Below are 16,138 nucleotides of genomic sequence, written 5' to 3'. Positions count from 1 at the left end.
AAGGCGCAGGGGAATAGTAATATTCCTGACCAACCTACGAATACAAAGCGATCGCGCTTTAACCAGTCGTCTAATACGTCAAACCACCCTCTACTGGGGGCGCGTCCAACTGCAATGGTCATGAGAGTAGATCTCCAAAATGTTTTATAAGTACGGATATTATGCGTATGTAAATGGCGAAAATTAGCCCTTTACATAAAGTCAACCAGATTGTTAATCCAGTTTACAATTTTTTACGCTTTCTATCATAATAGGTGAAAATCTCTAATTTTGCTAGTGGACTAAAAAAAATTTTATTTGGGGATTGGAGATACAAAAAAGTAGGCCAGAAAATTCTTAACAACTGACGCTAGAATGGGTTCTACAGTGAAAATTGATTAGTTCTAAATGTTTACCATCGACTTAAGCATCAGAAATACTGCCTTCCCTATATCAGTACAACGTAAGTCTACTGAGGATGCCGAAGCGGTCTATCAACTGATTTTAGCGGCAATGCGTTCTGGAAACCCTGATATTGTGGAACTCAAGTGCGAAGGGAAAACAGAAAAAAAAATTGCTGTCCGTGCTAGTGAAATTTCGGGAGTCCAAATTGTGCAGAAAGATGGTCCAACTACCAGTAGTGGTAAACCTCCCGGCTTTGCTGCTTTCACTACTGCTGAAGAAGCTAAGGTATAAAGATGACAGCAGTAGGCATCGAAGTTAATAATTTAAACTTCTTTTGGCCTAATGGAGAGCAGGTGATCAAATCTTGCTCTCTGCAAGTACCTAAAGGGGAATTTTGGATGCTTTTGGGAACAAACGGTAGTGGTAAATCTACTCTATTGAGATTAATAGTAGGACTATTAACACCTCAATCTGGGCAAATTATGGTTTTACCCCCCGTAGGCTTTGTGTTCCAAAATCCTGATCATCAACTAGTTATGCCTACGGTTGGTGCTGATGTAGCTTTTGGATTGGTGGCGGAAAAGTTACTACCTAATGTAGTTAAAGCTAGGGTAGAAGAGGCTTTAGATGCAGTAAACTTACTGTCTCTACAGCGACGACCTATTTATGCCCTTTCCGGTGGACAAAAACAACGAGTAGCAATTGCTGGGGCGATCGCTCGTCACTGTCATCTGTTATTATTAGATGAACCCACTGCTTTATTAGATCCAGACAGTCAACTTGATTTAGTGGTTACTGTGCGTAATTTAGTAAAAAGTCGCGGAATTACTGCTTTGTGGGTAACTCATCGCTTAGAAGAGTTAAATTATTGTGATGGTGCTTTTTTATTAGAAAAGGGTTGTTTAGTTGATACTGGTGAAGGACAACGTCTGAAACAGAGATTAATGCAAGCAAATCATCATTCATACTAGACTCATCCTAGATTCATCAAGAATCAAGATAAATATGAGGAAGGATGCTAAAAAATTTTAAATTCCCCTTCTGACCCCTGACCAAAAATCTGGGATACAAGCCCCGTCCTTTTAGGACGGCTTTATGTTAAAATTTGGTCATAGTCGCCATAGGGCATTGGGAGACTTTAAACGGACATGGAGGGACGATAAGACCACTTGTGGCGTGTTCTGGTGAAGTGTCAAGTGTTTCCCCGCACCTTCAGGTCGGTGAGTATGTCAATTCGTTCTCTTAGACCCCACAAGAACACTTTTTAGCAAAACCTTAATAACCAGATACCACAATACAGGATGCTGTAGAGGTATCTGGTTTTTTAGTATGGTAAAACAGAAGGTTTTCAAGTCTAGATCAGGAATGGCAATAAGCCTGATATTGGTAGGCATTTCCCTAATTATGACTTCTATCTTGAGGTTGAATTTTGACTCAAGGCAGGATTTTTTATTTTTTGTAACATAAAGTTACAAGCAATTCTTCATTTACTATAAGTCTTATGAATGATTTTTGTTAACTCTAGATAATTGTGATAAAAAACCATGCCTTCTTCCATCGTCTCAGCCGTGCTATTAGTAGACGGCTACAATATTATAGGCGCTTGGCCTTGCTTGAAAAAAACCCGTGATCATGTCGGGCTGGAAGCCGCACGGGGAGAGTTAGTAGCAGCCATGACTAATTATAGTGCCTTCCAAGGCTATGAAACTCAAGTGGTCTTTGATGCTCAATATCAAAACACCCCTAGCAACAGAGAAACCATTACAGAATTTTTAACAGTCTATTATACGGATTTTGGCCAGACTGCGGATACCTATATAGAAAAAACCTGTGCGTCTCTCCGTCACCAAATAGCCCAATCTTTAATTTCTCGCATGATTGTCGCTACATCAGATCGAGCGCAGCAGTTAACGGTTCAGGGCTATGGTGCAGAATGGTTGTCAGCGCATCAACTATGTGGTGAAGTAGAAACTACAGTATCTAGGATGCGTCCTAGGTATCAGTCCAAAAAACAACCTAAAAGTAGATTTCTGGCCAATGCCATTGATGCTAAAGCCAGAGAACGGTTAGCAGAACTCCGCATGGGATTGTAAATTTCCAAATTCAAAAAACTCTGAACTTCAGCAATAGAAAGGGTTTGGGGTATTTAAGGCTGGTGATTTTCCCAGCAACCAAAAAAAAGTTCAAAAATTTTTTCAAAACCTCTTGCATTAATTTGGATTGTGGTTTATTATGATTAAAGTTAAGAGCGTTCCTCAGTAGCTCAGTGGTAGAGCGATCGACTGTTAATCGATTGGTCGCTGGTTCGAATCCGGCCTGGGGAGTTTAAATCAGGGGAAGTTTATTAAACTTCCTGCAAAATCACATCTTAATTGACATACTGCTTAATTTCTAATTAAAGGATAAAGTAGTAGGTCAATTATGGCTTTTTATTTCCTCGTTTAAGCGTTTTTGTTAACTCTTGATTCAGACCATTGTGCGTCCCTGGGTGCAAGAGAATGATAAGTTTTTCAAATCAGTCTTTTACAAAAAAAGGTAATCTTTATGTTTGTTGAGAAAAATATGGGTTCATTCTCAATAATCTTGAGAATAATGTCAATAATGCCACGATTTTACTAGGGTATTGACATCTTGACTTTTTGTGGTAATATGAGGGTGTATGATTTTGCGCCTGTTTATGGCAAATCAAAAGATTGATATGACAAGGTTTTCCCGAATTAAATAAGAATCTATTAAGATTGGTTTAATGGTTAATCGTTAAAATAGATTTATCTAGATTTTCTGAGAAATACCATGCCAAAGTGGATAATTATAGAAGTCAATAATTGGTTTAAACGTGATAGAATTGTTCGTAATTTGGAGATATTTCAGGATATTATTGTTATTTCCCTGTGCGTGGGTTTATTTTGTGTAATGCTGATTCGACTAGGGGATATGTTTTTATCTTTTTTGCGTCCCTTAGATATACGACAGGTAACATCTGATATTTTGTTTATTTTAATATTAGTAGAACTGTTTAGGTTGTTAGTTGATTATCTGCAAGAACGAAGTATTTCCGTAGGTGCAGCGGTAGAAATTACTATAGTTTCCGCTTTGCGAGAAGTGATTTTACGTGGTGTATTAGAAATTCCCCTGAATCAACTTTTTGGACTTTCTATATTCTTATTGGTTCTAGCCGGAATTTTTCTGGCTTTACCTTGGATGACTAGTTTATCAGAACAGGTAAAAATTAGTAAACATCAAATAATTGAACTAGAACCAGAATCATAATTCTATTTGGAGAATAGGGAAAGAATCATTTTAGGACTTATACAGGAGCTAGGAATGAACCACGAAGGAGCAAAGAACACGAAGCAAAGAAGATTTCAGAGATATTTTGTATAAGTCCTAGATTTAATTAATTTCCTATTCTCTGATATGAGTTACAAATATAGCAGATTACAAATCAATATTCAACATCTACCATTAATTAATTATATGCCTGAACTAACGCCAAAACAATGGATTTTAATTAAACAGAAAATCACACCATATTTATTTTTGTTACCCGCTTTAATTATTTTAACATTCACAGTTTTTTATCCAGCAATTCAAGCCTTTTATCTCAGCTTTACCAGCTACGAAAATATAGGAGATATTCCCCAGTGGGTAGGTGGGAAAAATTTTCTGCGTTTATGGAAAGATACCGTTTTTTGGCAAACTTTAGAAAATACTTTTCTTTATTTAATTGGTGTTGTCCCAATTTTAGTATTTTTCCCCCTAGTTTTAGCAATTTTGGTTAATCAAAAACTGCGGGGAATGAATTGGTTTAGAACAGCATATTATACACCAGTTGTAATTTCCATGGTAGTGGCGGGAATAGCCTGGAAATGGTTGTATGCAGAAACCGGACTACTTAATCAAATTCTCAAAACTTTAGGGATTTTTCCCGCAGGAATTCCCTGGTTAACAAGTCCAGATAAAATTTTAGGAATTGTTCCTATTTCCTTAGCTAGTGTCATGGCCGTAACAATTTGGAAAGGTTTAGGCTACTACATGGTAATTTATTTAGCGGGGTTACAATCTATCCCCGCTGATATTTATGAAGCTGCTGCTATTGATGGTTCTGATAGCATTCGCAAACATTGGGATATTACTCTACCATTAATGAAACCTTATTTAGCTTTAGTTGCTGTCATTTCTTCCATTGCTGCTACAAAAGTTTTTGAAGAAGTTTATGTCATGACTCAAGGTGGACCTCTCAACAGTTCCAAGACAATTGTTTATTATTTATACGAACAAGCATTTGATAATTTAGAAATTAGCTATGCTTGTACTATTGGTTTAGTATTATTTTTAATAATTTTGATTTTATCAGTTTTAAGATTGATTGTCAATCAGCAAGATGGTAATGATTTTAATGTTTGATATTTAAAAATCCCATTATTTAAAATTTAAATTGTTTACGTTTAAATTAAGGTTAACAAACCACTCTAGGCACAGAGGACACAGAGAAATTAGGGTTTGAGGGATATTTATCTACAGAAAGTTTTCCAGTAGTTTTGTTAAAAAGCAGAAAAAATAGTAGATACAAGCTGAATTTAAGTAAAATTTCCAATAATTACAGAGTTATAAATTGTTATACCTAGGCTAAAAACAGCAAAAAGAGTATTAACAGTTTTATAAAATTAAACTCCTGTTTATAGAATTAATATTCTTATAAAGTTACAAATTGCATTAGAGAAAAAACGCCATAAAATCAAGAAGTTAAAGCACTATTCCTAATAACACAACTAACTTCAACAAAAGCTTTGTATTGCAATACATTATTTTTGTTTTTTTATCCGATAGCTAAAGATATTAAAACAAATAGAATAGATTATTTAACAATCTTTTTGTATAATTTAACAGTAAATATTGAAAATAAACTTAATTTAATTTACAACTTTACTGAATTAAAACAAATTTTTGAACTTATGAAAGCAAAAACTTAAAAACTACCAATTTAAAATCAAGACTTTTGCGAATTTGTGACTTTGCACGAGAAAAAAAGTATATAAATTGTGAGAACTAACCTAAAACAAACTTAAACATTAACAAAAAACTAGATTTTTCAACTTATTTCCCTGCGCTTCTGCGTTTGTGCGTGAAACAAATCCATACTTTTATTTACTCATAGCAAAAAAGAATATATAGATTAATACTGTATATATTATTATAATTGAAACGAAGCCGTCAAAGCCAACGCTAAAGCATCCGCAGCATCATCTGGTCGGGGAATTTCATCTAAATCTAACTCGCGCATGACAGCTTCTTGTACTTCTGCTTTATCTGCCTTACCATAATTTGTTAAAGCCTGTTTAATTTGGGGAGGTGCAAATTCCACATAAGGAAGTTTACGTTGTCCTAAAACTAGCATTAACACACCTCTAGCTTGGGCAACGACAATAGTATTAGCCATGCGATAAAAAAATAATTTTTCAATTGCAACTAAATCTGGTTGTATTTCTTCGATAAGAGTGTTTAAATCATCAAATAAAATACATAGTCGTTGACTCATTTCCATATCCGCATGAGTGCGAATGACACCAAAATCAATCATCTGTATCTTTATCTCCTGCGTTTTATTTGCACTTTTTTGCCAATTAATCGCTCCAAAACCCACAATTGCTAGTCCTGGATCTATGCCTAAAATCCGCTTTTCCATATAATTCTCTATGATGGTAATTTTCCTAACTGCTGACTTTTTTCTCTTGCAAATATGAAGGAATGGATAATTCTGACAATTTCCCCTCTAGACTGGTGAGTCAATGATGTAAAGTTTTTGTTAAATATTGTTTGTATCAACAATCCCTATTGAGTATGTTCAGCGGTTTTTTCAAACGAGCGATTAATTCGTTACAATTACAATCCCATGGTCGCGCTTCCCACCGCATTAACCAATGGTTTAAATGGTTATCCCCCGGGTTAGTGGTGAAACGCTGGTTACTCATCAGTGTTGGGGGTGTGGTGTTGGCTAGTTTGGGGTTGGCTATTTGGGTAAAATTAACCCCAATTTTTTGGATACTAGAATTTCTCACGGGTCTTTTAGCGTTTTTTGCGGACATTTTCCCCAACTATATCAGCGGTCCTTTACTCCTGCTATCTGGTGTTTTATTGTTGTTGTGGGGACAATACCGCACTGTAGGTTCAATTACAGAAGTATTAAGACCGGAAGGTGAGGAGGAGGAATTGATAGATGTTCTTTTAGCTCACCGTCGTTTATATCGAGGTCCCAAAATTGTTGTTATTGGTGGTGGTACGGGACTTTCCACTTTACTCCGAGGTTTGAAAACCTACAGTGCTAATATTACCGCTGTTGTTACTGTAGCAGATGATGGTGGTTCTTCGGGTAGATTACGAGAAGAATTTGGTGTTTTACCTCCTGGAGATATCCGCAATTGTTTAGCAGCATTAGCAGACGAGGAAAGATTGCTGACGGAATTATTTCAGTATCGTTTTCGTGCTGGAGATGGATTAACAGGCCACAGTTTTGGTAATTTATTTTTAACTGCTATGACTGATATTGCTGGAGATTTAGAACAGGCTATTGCTGCTAGTTCTAAAGTGTTAGCAGTGAAAGGACAAGTTTTACCTGCTACTCTTAGTGATGTAAGACTTTGGGCAGAATTGACAGACGGCCGACGCATTGAGGGTGAATCTAATATTCCCAAAGCTGAAGGAAAAATTGTCAAAATCGGTTGTATTCCTGAAAATCCCCCCGCATTACCCGCTGCAATTAAAGCTATTGAAGAAGCTGATTACATTATTATTGGCCCTGGCAGTCTTTATACTAGCTTAATTCCTAATTTATTAGTCAGAGAAATTGCTGATGCGATCGCTGCTACTGATATACCTCGCATTTATATCTGTAATATCATGACTCAACCAGGAGAAACTGATGGATATAGTGTTTCTGATCATATTCAAGCTATAGATAAAGCTTGTGACAATAAAAGATTATTTGATGCTGTGTTAGTTCATAAAAAAATACCCTCAGCCCAAGCACTCATTCGTTATGCTCAACAAAATGCCCACCCAGTTTTTTTAGATAGAGAAGCTGTTATTCAATTAGGACGGCGAATCATTCCTGCTAATATTTTATTTGAAGATGAAAATGGCGCTGTTCGTCATGACCCCCAAAAGTTAGCTAAGGTTCTACTGAAATGGTATAGTGGAGCGCATCACAGTAAAAAGTAAGTCTTTAATTTGATGCTGTCATTGCTAATTAATAAAAATACATTCTGAATCAATAAACAATTGCTCACGTTTAAAAAACAATTACTCACGATTTAAAAACAATCGCTCACGATAAACACCCATTAAAAATGACATAAGACAAATGACTACAATTTTTCTTCCAGACTTAGAAGCAACACAGCAATTAGGTATTACTCTTGGAAAAACCTTAAATGCGGGAAGTGTGATTTTATTGTCAGGTGATTTAGGTGCTGGTAAAACTACCTTAGTCCAAAGTATTGGTAAAGGTTTGGGAATAATTGACCCTATTGTTAGTCCTACTTTTACTCTAATTAATGAGTATACAGAAGGACGAATTCCGCTTTATCACTTAGATTTATACCGTCTTGAAACTCATGAAGTGATAGGTTTAAATTTAGAAAGTTACTGGGAAGGAATAGAAGTCACACCGGGAATTGTAGCAATTGAATGGGCTGAACGAATGCCTTATTTACCAGATAGTTATTTGAAGATACGTTTAAACCATGGTGAAAATGGTCAACGTCAGGCCGAAATTACGGAAATAAACTGACCATTGACCACTGACTAGAATTATGAAAAAGTCAAAGCTTGTCCGCGAATTTGGGTATTTACCTGACCATGATCATAAACGATTTCACCACCGACAATAGTTGTTACAGGCCAACCCGTCAAATTCCAACCTTCAAAAGGACTCCAACCACACTTACTTAAAACTTCTTCCCGTTTAACTTCCCGGTAATTTTTTAAATCTACCAAAACCAAATCAGCATCATAACCAGGGGAAATTTCTCCCTTATTGGGGATACCATAGGCTACAGCTACCGCTTTAGACATCCATTGGACAACTTGAGCAACAGTACATTTTCCTGTCATAGCAGCGGTTAACATTAAAGGTAAAGAAGTTTCTACACCGGGCATTCCCGAAGGCGTGTTAGGGTAAGTTTGGGCTTTTTCTGCTAAAGTGTGGGGGGCGTGGTCTGTAGCGATAAAATCAATGATACCATCCCGTAAAGCTTGCCAGAGAACTTCATTATCGTGGGGCGATCGCAAAGGGGGATTCATTTGTGCTAAAGTACCAATAGTTGCATAAGCACTAGTATTTAAAAGCAAATGTTGGGGTGTTACCTCCGCTGTCACCCAACTGGGTTTATCATGACGTAGTAACTCCGCTTCCTCCGCTGTTGACATATGTAAAATATGCAAGCGGCGCTGATACTTTTTAGAGAGTTTTAACGCCAATTGGGTAGCTAACAAAGCGGCTTGATTATCTTGAATTTGGGAATGAATAGCCGGATCTTCAATACCCGCAAACTCTTGTTTGCGTTGATTAATTCTAGCTTGGTCTTCGGCATGAACAGCAATTAAACGATTTCCCTGGGCAAAAATCGCCTCTAGTACCTCCTCCTGGCTTACCAATAACTGTCCGTGCATTGACCCCATAAACACCTTAATTCCTGGTGTCGGACTAGCAGAAAGTAAATCTGGTAAATTGTCTCCCGTAGCCCCAATAAAAAAGCCATAATTAACTAAGCACTTACTAGCAGCCCGCTGTAACTTGTCATTTAAAGCCGACTGACTAATGGTTAAAGGTCTTGTATTCGGCATTTCTAAAAACGAGGTGACACCCCCCTTAGCACAAGCACAACTGGCTGTAAACAAGTCTTCCTTGTGTTTTAAACCTGGTTCGCGGAAATGCACCTGGGGGTCAATTACTCCTGGCAACAAAGTTAAACCCCGTGCGTCAATTTCATGGGTAGGAGAAGCATTAGTAATTTCTTGACCTAACTGGACTATTTGTCTTCCCTGAGTTAAGACATCCCCAATCATTGACTCACCATTAGGTAGAATAATTTCAGCATGACGAATCAGTAAACTTTGCGTAGTTGACATGGATGTACAATTTTTAAGTATTTATGGATCATAGATAACTTTTTCTTGAATAGGTTTATTGTCAAGTCAAGTCAGCTAAGAACCTGATTGTTTGTGGTTGAACACAGGAAAATACTAGATTTTTGACTTGATTTACCTACCATTTGCCCCATCTCGTTAAGATTGATAATATCAAGTCTCTCTGTCTGAGTTCAATACTAGTCTCTTAACATACTTCAACAATTTCATGCCAAATCAAGCGTCTGATCAAAACTCTAGCCAACAACCTGATAATTCCTGGATAGTAGAGCTAGGTAAAACGATGATCTTGAGTGTCTTTCTAGCTCTGGGAATTCGTACCTTTGTCGCTGAAGCCCGTTGGATTCCTTCTGGCTCTATGGAACCAACTTTACATGGTGTCGAAGACCAATGGAAAGCGGATAAGATTATCGTGGATAAGGTGAAGTATAAATTTGCTGACCCCCAGCGCGGAGATATAGTAGTATTTTTACCACCAGAAACAATAAAGAATCCTAAACGGGACGCATATATTAAAAGAGTAATTGGTTTACCCGGTGAAAAAGTGGAACTTAAGGCTGGCAAAGTATATATTAATGGCCAGCCTTTACAGGAAAATCTTTATCTATCTTCTGCTGTGCGGACATTCGTTGAGACTTGCAATAGCAGCGGTCCCCAGCCTCCTTTCTTGGCTAAACCCGAAATTATTCCCCCAAATTCCTACTTAATGTTAGGTGATAACCGAGGTAGTAGTTATGATGGACGTTGTTGGGGCGTTGTTCCCCGCGAACGTATTATTGGTCAGGCTGTAGTTCGTTTTTGGCCACTCAACAAAATTGGACCGATTGATAAATCTCCTGTTTATCCATCTGCAAAGCCATGAAGTGATACCATATAAAGTCATATAAAGGAAGTTAGGAGGCGGGAAAACCCGCCCCCACAGAAGTCAAGCTAAGGCTACCTGGGCTATCAATACATATTTTGTATTTATTGTCAAGGCATAAATCCTATTACTAATCAAATCAATTTTCTTGATTACAGGCTGCAATTTATAGTCGAATCAAAGCATAATGGAAGTGTGACTGATTTATTAGCTCCCTTACAATCCCTAAAACAAGGTAACTGGTTCAAATTAATTTGCGGAGCCAGTTTCCAACACCTGCCTGCGGTCAGAAATTTAACATTGGCCTACACTTTGGCTGGTGCTGACTGTATAGATGTAGCAGCCGATACGGCGGTCATTGCCGCCACTCAAGAAGCTTTAATGGTAGCCAAGAGTTTGGCCAAGGTTGCCCAGGAGCGGGGCTTTGCCTTTACAGGTAATTTGCCCTTGTTAATGGTCAGCGTCAATGATGGTGAAGATCCCCATTTTAGAAAAGCTGAGTTTAATTCTCAACACTGTCCCAGTGATTGTCTTAAACCATGTGAAAAAATTTGTCCAGCCCAGGCAATTTTATTTAACAATACCAAAGATGAGCTATCGGGAGTAATTAGAGAAAAATGTTATGGCTGTGGGCGTTGCGTTCCCATCTGTCCCTATGGGATAATTTATACAAAATCTTATGTGTCAACGCTAGGGGAGGTTGCACCATTGATCATGTCCATGGGAATAGATGCTGTAGAAATTCATACTCAAGTAGGGCGGTTGGCAGAATTTCAACGGTTATGGGCGGCAATGACACCTTGGGTAGATAAATTAAAGTTAGTCGCTATCAGTTGTAATGATGGAGAAGGACTAATTGATTACTTAAAAGCAATTTACGATTTAATTGTCCCCCGTCCGCAGTTTTTAATTTGGCAAACTGACGGGCGTTCCATGAGTGGTGATATTGGTAATGGTACAACCATAGCCACTGTGAAATTAGGACAGAAAGTTTTGACAGCAAACCTACCGGGATATGTGCAGTTAGCAGGTGGCACTAATAGCTATACTGTTCCTAAATTGCAAGGCATGGGACTACTGAATGATTTTGGAGTCCAAGATCACAATCCCCAATCCAAAATAGCTGGGGTTGCCTATGGTAGTTATGCCCGTGTATTGCTGTCATCTATTCTTGACCAGTTAGAAAGTAAGGAGGTGATTAACACTGATAGTCAAGGTAACAGCCGCTTGGAAACAAGACCAGAATTACTTTGGGAGGCTGTAAGGCTGGCCCATACTCTCGTTTCCCAGATTAAGTCTGGGCGTTTACGCTAATCACTCGAACCATATCTCTAAAAACGTCAGTCACCAATTATTGCCATGACGATTACAGAAGATCTCCACAAGTTGTTAGACATTTTACCCCAAGACCTCCAACAAAAACTAAAGAATCACCCTCAAGGACATAATTTAGTTGAAGTAGTTTTGGATTTAGGTCGTCGTCCAGAAGCTCGGTTTCCCCATGGAGCGGAGTATCTGAGCGAAACACCAGTCACTCAAGCACAGATAGATGATTGTATACAAAGAGTTGGAAATTTTGGAGGGGATAATCGGGCAGGAATTGAACAAACTTTACATCGCATCAGTGCTATCCGCAACCGTAGTGGTAAGATTATCGGTTTAACCTGTCGTGTTGGCCGGGCGGTATTCGGAACAATTGCCATGATCCGCGATTTGGTGGAAACTGGTCAATCAATTCTGATGCTCGGTCGTCCCGGTGTTGGTAAAACCACGGCTTTAAGGGAAATTGCCCGCGTGTTGGCCGATGACTTAAATAAGCGAGTGGTGATTATTGACACATCTAACGAAATCGCTGGAGATGGTGATGTTGCTCACCCTGCCATTGGTCGGGCCAGACGAATGCAAGTTTCTCAGCCAGAATTACAACATCAAGTCATGATTGAGGCTGTGGAAAACCATATGCCAGAGGTGATTGTGATTGATGAAATTGGCACGGAATTGGAAGCTTTAGCAGCCCGTACTATTGCGGAAAGAGGGGTACAATTAGTGGGAACTGCCCACGGTAATCAGATTGAAAATCTGATTAAAAATCCGACTCTATCTGATTTGGTGGGAGGTATTCAGGCTGTTACTTTGGGAGATGATGAGGCTAGACGACGTGGTTCGCAAAAAACGGTTTTAGAACGCAAAGCTCCGCCTACTTTTGACATTGCTGTGGAAATGTTAGAACGACAACGCTGGGTAGTTCATGACTGTGTGGCTGATACGGTTGATACTTTGTTACGTGGTCGTCAACCTAACCCACAAACTAGAACCGTTGATGATCAGGGTAAGGTGGGTATTGCTAGACAGTTGGCTGTGGTCAATGGTGGTAATGGTAATGGTAATGGCCACGTGACTAAGGTGGAAGAGTCTTTCTTGGCTGCTAAACCCAATGGTTGGCGTTCTTCTGGACAAATGGTGGCTTTACCACCTTTATCTATGGAAAGGGAAAGACCGACGGGACGCAGTGAATTTGACCGCTTGTTAGATGAATCTTTCAATTACTCAGAAAGTATTAATTTTCCCAGCCGCAAACCAGCAGGTCCCAATGGGGAAGATTTGCCATTACATATTTACCCTTATGGGGTGAGTCGTGATCAACTTGAACAGGTAATTAATGTGTTAACTTTGCCTGTGGTCTTGACAAAAGACTTAGATAGTGCTGATGCTATTTTAGCTTTGCGATCGCACGTCAAGAACCACGCTAAGTTACGACAAATGGCTAAAGCCCGTAATTTACCGATGTTCATGATTAAGTCCAGTACAATTCCCCAAATTACTCGCAGTTTACGCCGACTTCTGAATATGGATGATCCAGATATTGGCGATAACAGAGAGTTACAATTGTTACTACACAATGGTAGTGATGATGAAATGGACGCTTTGGAGGAAGCTAGACTTGCTGTAGAGCAGATTGTTATTCCTAAGGGTCAACCTGTGGAGTTACTACCCCGTTCTTCCCAAGTGCGGAAAATGCAGCATGAGTTAGTAGAACATTATCGCCTCAAATCCGACAGTTTTGGCGATGAACCAAATCGGCGGTTAAGAATTTATCCGGCTTAAGTTCTTGATCATTTTCCCCTTTTCTGCATTAAAAACCCAGGTTTAGTTACCCCACAAAAGTCCCCCATTGTCAAGGTGGGGAAACCGGAATCTAGTCCCCTCTCCTTAGCAAGGGGAGGGTTAGGGTGGGGTCAAGGGTAGGTTTTTTACATTAAGATTTATAATAGGGAAAGACAAGGCAGACAAGGAAGGAAAGTGGACAAGGAAGAAGAACCAAGAAAAATTAAAACCCATGAAGATTTAGGGATATATCAAAAAGCGTTTAATGCAGCAATGACAATTTTTGATTTATCAAAACAGTTTCCTGCGGAAGAAAGATATTCCCTGACTGACATACGTCGTTCTTCTCGTTCAGTGTGTGCGAATTTTGCAGAAGCTTGGAGAAAAAGAAGATATAAAGCCTCATTTATAGCTAAATTAAATGATTGTGAATCGGAAGCAGCCGAAACCCAAGTGTGGCTAAAATTTGCAGTGAAATGTCAATATATTTCCGTAGAGGAAGGAAGAGATTTATATAGTACATACAATCAAGTTTTAAGTGGATTAGTAAAAGTAAATTACCCACCACTTCCCTTTGGGTAAGTGGGGGCTTTTAAAGCCCAGAGTTTACCCGACTAAGTGTTAAATCACTACGATTTTCAGGTCATCTCACCTACAAATACGCAGCCAGTTTGTAGCCATGAGGTTAACAGTTAAACAGGCTTATTGGGTTAATCCAGTGCTGTTAGCGTAAAAAGCCTTTAAATCTTTGTCTAGGCTAACATTACCCGTAAGGAGGGACAATATGTCCAAAGTATTTGTTTTAGATACCAACTTCACGCCATTAAACCCAATTCATTCGGCGCAAGCTAGACAACTATTGAGAAACAAAAAAGCAGCAATTTATAGGCAATTCCCATTCACAATTATTCTCAAAAAATCCCGTCCTGAATCCCCAGTATCGTCGCTAAAGCTAAAGATTGACCCTGGTGCAAAGTTCACGGGAATGGTATTAGTTAATGATTTAACTGGCGAAGTTGTATTTGCTGCTGAATTAAAACATAGAGGCTTTGCAATTAGAGATGCTTTAACTTCTAGAAGACAATTAAGACGTTCTAGACGTGCAAGAAAAACTCGTTACAGACAACCAAGGTTTTTGAATAGAACCCGTCCAGAAGGATGGTTAGCACCAAGCCTACAAAGTCGGGTTGATAATATTAAAACTTGGGTTGAAAGATTGCGTAAACTCTCACCAATTCAGGCTATTAGCCAAGAATTAGTCAGGTTTGATATGCAGTTAATGGCTAATCCTGATATTCAAGGTAAGGAATATCAACAGGGAACTTTAGCTGGTTACGAAACCAGAGAATACTTGCTAGAAAAGTGGAGTAGACAATGTGCTTACTGTGGAGCGAAAGACGTTCCTTTTCAAATAGAACATATTCATCCACGAGCCAAGGGTGGTAGTAATTCAATTACGAATCTCACTTTAAGTTGTGAAAAGTGTAACACCAAAAAGGGAACGAAAGACATCAAAGATTTTCTCAAAAAAGATCCTTCAAAGTTAGAAAAAATCTTGAAGCAAGCCAAAAGACCACTGGCTAATGCAGCCGCAGTAAACACAACTCGTACTGCATTACTAGAAGTTCTAAAAGCAACCGGATTACCTGTAGAAACAGGTTCAGGAGGGTTAACAAAGTTTAATAGAAGTGAGCAGAATCTAGAGAAAACGCACTGGATTGATGCCGCTTGTGTTGGTAAATCAACGCCAATTCTCAATATCAAAGGTGTTAAGCCATTGCTAATTACAGCTAACGGTCACGGCTCTAGACAATCTTGTCGAACTGACAAATACGGTTTTCCGAGTAGGCACGTACCGAGAGAAAAAATACATTTTGGTTTTCAAACTGGTGATATCGCTAAAGCAGTTGTCACTACAGGTAAAAAGATTGGTACTTATGTAGGAAAAGTGGCTATTCGTTTAACTGGTAGTTTCAATATTTCTACTAAAAATGGATTGATTCAAGGAATATCACATAAGTTTTGTAAACGCATTCACGCAAAGGATGGTTATTCGTATGCAGTATAAAAGATTTGTTAATTACTCAACTGTCCCTCTCATTGTTTGTGCTGGCGCACAAAATTACTCAAGGGACGTTTCACAATTAACCCTCCATTCCTCCCATCACCAAACTGAGTACAGTTTTGGTGGGGGTCTCCTGGAGGAGGTTTAGATGATTAATCATCCAGAAAGTTGGTTAATAGGTAATAATTGAGTATTGTTCTCAATGGGAAATATAGATGACAGTGGCATAAAACTCGTTTGACAGATCCCAAAAGGGCTGAAAGATTATGGTTAGCTATTGCTGTAGCTACACTGTGGACTCTCTGAGTTGGTAGTGATATCAATCAACAGAGGCATAACTTCCTTGTCTACTTTCCCTCCTTGTCTTCCCAGTCTTACCCTGACGACAATGTAAAAAACCTACCCTTGTGAGAGGGTGGGGTAAAAACCTTATTTATCCTAGGAGTGCATTTTATGAAGTTTAATCGTAGTCAAGTTAAAAAATACCTGCAATTAGCTGATTTTACATCGCTTTTTATTGAAGAACTAGGTTGGGATTATGCTGATATTTCTCCTATTTATTTAAAGGTCAATGA

At 38.6% G+C, this 16,138-nt stretch carries 14 protein-coding genes, 1 tRNA gene and 1 pseudogene; 13 read left to right on the top strand and 3 right to left on the bottom strand.

The features are described from left to right. Positions 1–122, bottom strand: a pseudogene (locus tag H6F39_RS18810) (photosystem II D2 protein (photosystem q(a) protein)); the annotation flags it as partial. A 265-nt stretch (positions 123–387) separates the two neighbouring features. Here H6F39_RS18810 and H6F39_RS18805 point away from each other — a divergent pair. The 6 genes from H6F39_RS18805 to H6F39_RS18780 all read left to right on the top strand — a co-directional run bounded on the left by H6F39_RS18805 (position 388) and on the right by H6F39_RS18780 (position 4,791). Further along, entirely contained in the window at positions 388–675 is a 288-nt protein-coding gene (locus tag H6F39_RS18805) for a hypothetical protein (protein WP_137908470.1), read from the top strand. A gap of 2 nt (positions 676–677) precedes the next feature. Continuing rightward, entirely contained in the window at positions 678–1,355 is a 678-nt protein-coding gene (locus H6F39_RS18800; RefSeq protein WP_137908471.1) for an energy-coupling factor ABC transporter ATP-binding protein, read from the top strand. 573 nt (positions 1,356–1,928) lie between these two features. Next, positions 1,929–2,477, top strand: coding sequence for an NYN domain-containing protein (locus H6F39_RS18795; protein ID WP_137908472.1), 549 nt, complete (start codon positions 1,929–1,931; stop codon positions 2,475–2,477). A 159-nt stretch (positions 2,478–2,636) separates the two neighbouring features. Next, positions 2,637–2,708, top strand: a tRNA-Asn gene (locus tag H6F39_RS18790). Positions 2,709–3,177: 469 nt separating this feature from the next. After that, positions 3,178–3,654, top strand: coding sequence for a phosphate-starvation-inducible PsiE family protein (locus H6F39_RS18785; protein ID WP_137908473.1), 477 nt, complete (start codon positions 3,178–3,180; stop codon positions 3,652–3,654). 207 nt (positions 3,655–3,861) lie between these two features. Further along, positions 3,862–4,791 (top strand): carbohydrate ABC transporter permease, encoded by a 930-nt coding sequence (locus H6F39_RS18780; protein WP_137908484.1) that lies wholly within the window; start codon positions 3,862–3,864, stop codon positions 4,789–4,791. Positions 4,792–5,578: 787 nt separating this feature from the next. On the opposite strand, the gene ruvC is transcribed toward H6F39_RS18780, so the two are convergent. Beyond that, positions 5,579–6,070: a crossover junction endodeoxyribonuclease RuvC gene (gene ruvC, locus H6F39_RS18775; protein ID WP_137908474.1), complete on the bottom strand. Its 492-nt coding sequence runs from the start codon at positions 6,068–6,070 to the stop codon at positions 5,579–5,581. 155 nt (positions 6,071–6,225) lie between these two features. On the opposite strand from ruvC, the gene yvcK reads away from it, so the two are divergent. Together yvcK and tsaE are read left to right on the top strand one after the other, a co-directional pair. Beyond that, positions 6,226–7,602 carry a gluconeogenesis factor YvcK family protein gene (yvcK, locus tag H6F39_RS18770; protein ID WP_190372772.1) on the top strand — a complete coding sequence of 459 codons (1,377 nt, stop codon included), beginning with the start codon at positions 6,226–6,228 and terminating at the stop codon, positions 7,600–7,602. A 142-nt stretch (positions 7,603–7,744) separates the two neighbouring features. Continuing rightward, a complete protein-coding gene (tsaE, locus tag H6F39_RS18765) occupies positions 7,745–8,173 on the top strand; it encodes a tRNA (adenosine(37)-N6)-threonylcarbamoyltransferase complex ATPase subunit type 1 TsaE (RefSeq protein WP_190397210.1) in 429 nt (142 codons plus the stop codon). A 20-nt stretch (positions 8,174–8,193) separates the two neighbouring features. Here tsaE and H6F39_RS18760 read toward each other — a convergent pair whose 3' ends face one another. Next, positions 8,194–9,513 (bottom strand): dihydroorotase, encoded by a 1,320-nt coding sequence (locus H6F39_RS18760; protein WP_190397209.1) that lies wholly within the window; start codon positions 9,511–9,513, stop codon positions 8,194–8,196. Between the two features lie 226 nt (positions 9,514–9,739). On the opposite strand from H6F39_RS18760, the gene lepB reads away from it, so the two are divergent. The 5 genes from lepB (at position 9,740) to iscB (ending at position 15,566) form a co-directional block, all read left to right on the top strand. Next, positions 9,740–10,393 carry a signal peptidase I gene (gene lepB / locus H6F39_RS18755; protein WP_190397208.1) on the top strand — a complete coding sequence of 218 codons (654 nt, stop codon included), beginning with the start codon at positions 9,740–9,742 and terminating at the stop codon, positions 10,391–10,393. Positions 10,394–10,588: 195 nt separating this feature from the next. Next, positions 10,589–11,707, top strand: coding sequence for a circadian clock protein LdpA (gene ldpA, locus H6F39_RS18750; protein ID WP_190397207.1), 1,119 nt, complete (start codon positions 10,589–10,591; stop codon positions 11,705–11,707). A gap of 45 nt (positions 11,708–11,752) precedes the next feature. Beyond that, positions 11,753–13,498, top strand: coding sequence for a R3H domain-containing nucleic acid-binding protein (locus tag H6F39_RS18745; protein ID WP_190397206.1), 1,746 nt, complete (start codon positions 11,753–11,755; stop codon positions 13,496–13,498). 195 nt (positions 13,499–13,693) lie between these two features. Beyond that, entirely contained in the window at positions 13,694–14,080 is a 387-nt protein-coding gene (locus tag H6F39_RS18740; protein WP_190397205.1) for a four helix bundle protein, read from the top strand. Positions 14,081–14,282: 202 nt separating this feature from the next. Then, entirely contained in the window at positions 14,283–15,566 is a 1,284-nt protein-coding gene (gene iscB / locus H6F39_RS18735) for an RNA-guided endonuclease IscB (protein WP_190397204.1), read from the top strand. Positions 15,567–16,138: the final 572 nt, after the last annotated feature.

It is taken from the genome of Dolichospermum sp. FACHB-1250, assembly GCF_014696335.1.
GTDB classification, from domain to species: domain Bacteria; phylum Cyanobacteriota; class Cyanobacteriia; order Cyanobacteriales; family Nostocaceae; genus Dolichospermum; species Dolichospermum planctonicum.
The sequence above is the reverse complement of the archived record's forward strand: the minus strand, read 5'-3'. Positions and strand labels throughout refer to the sequence as shown.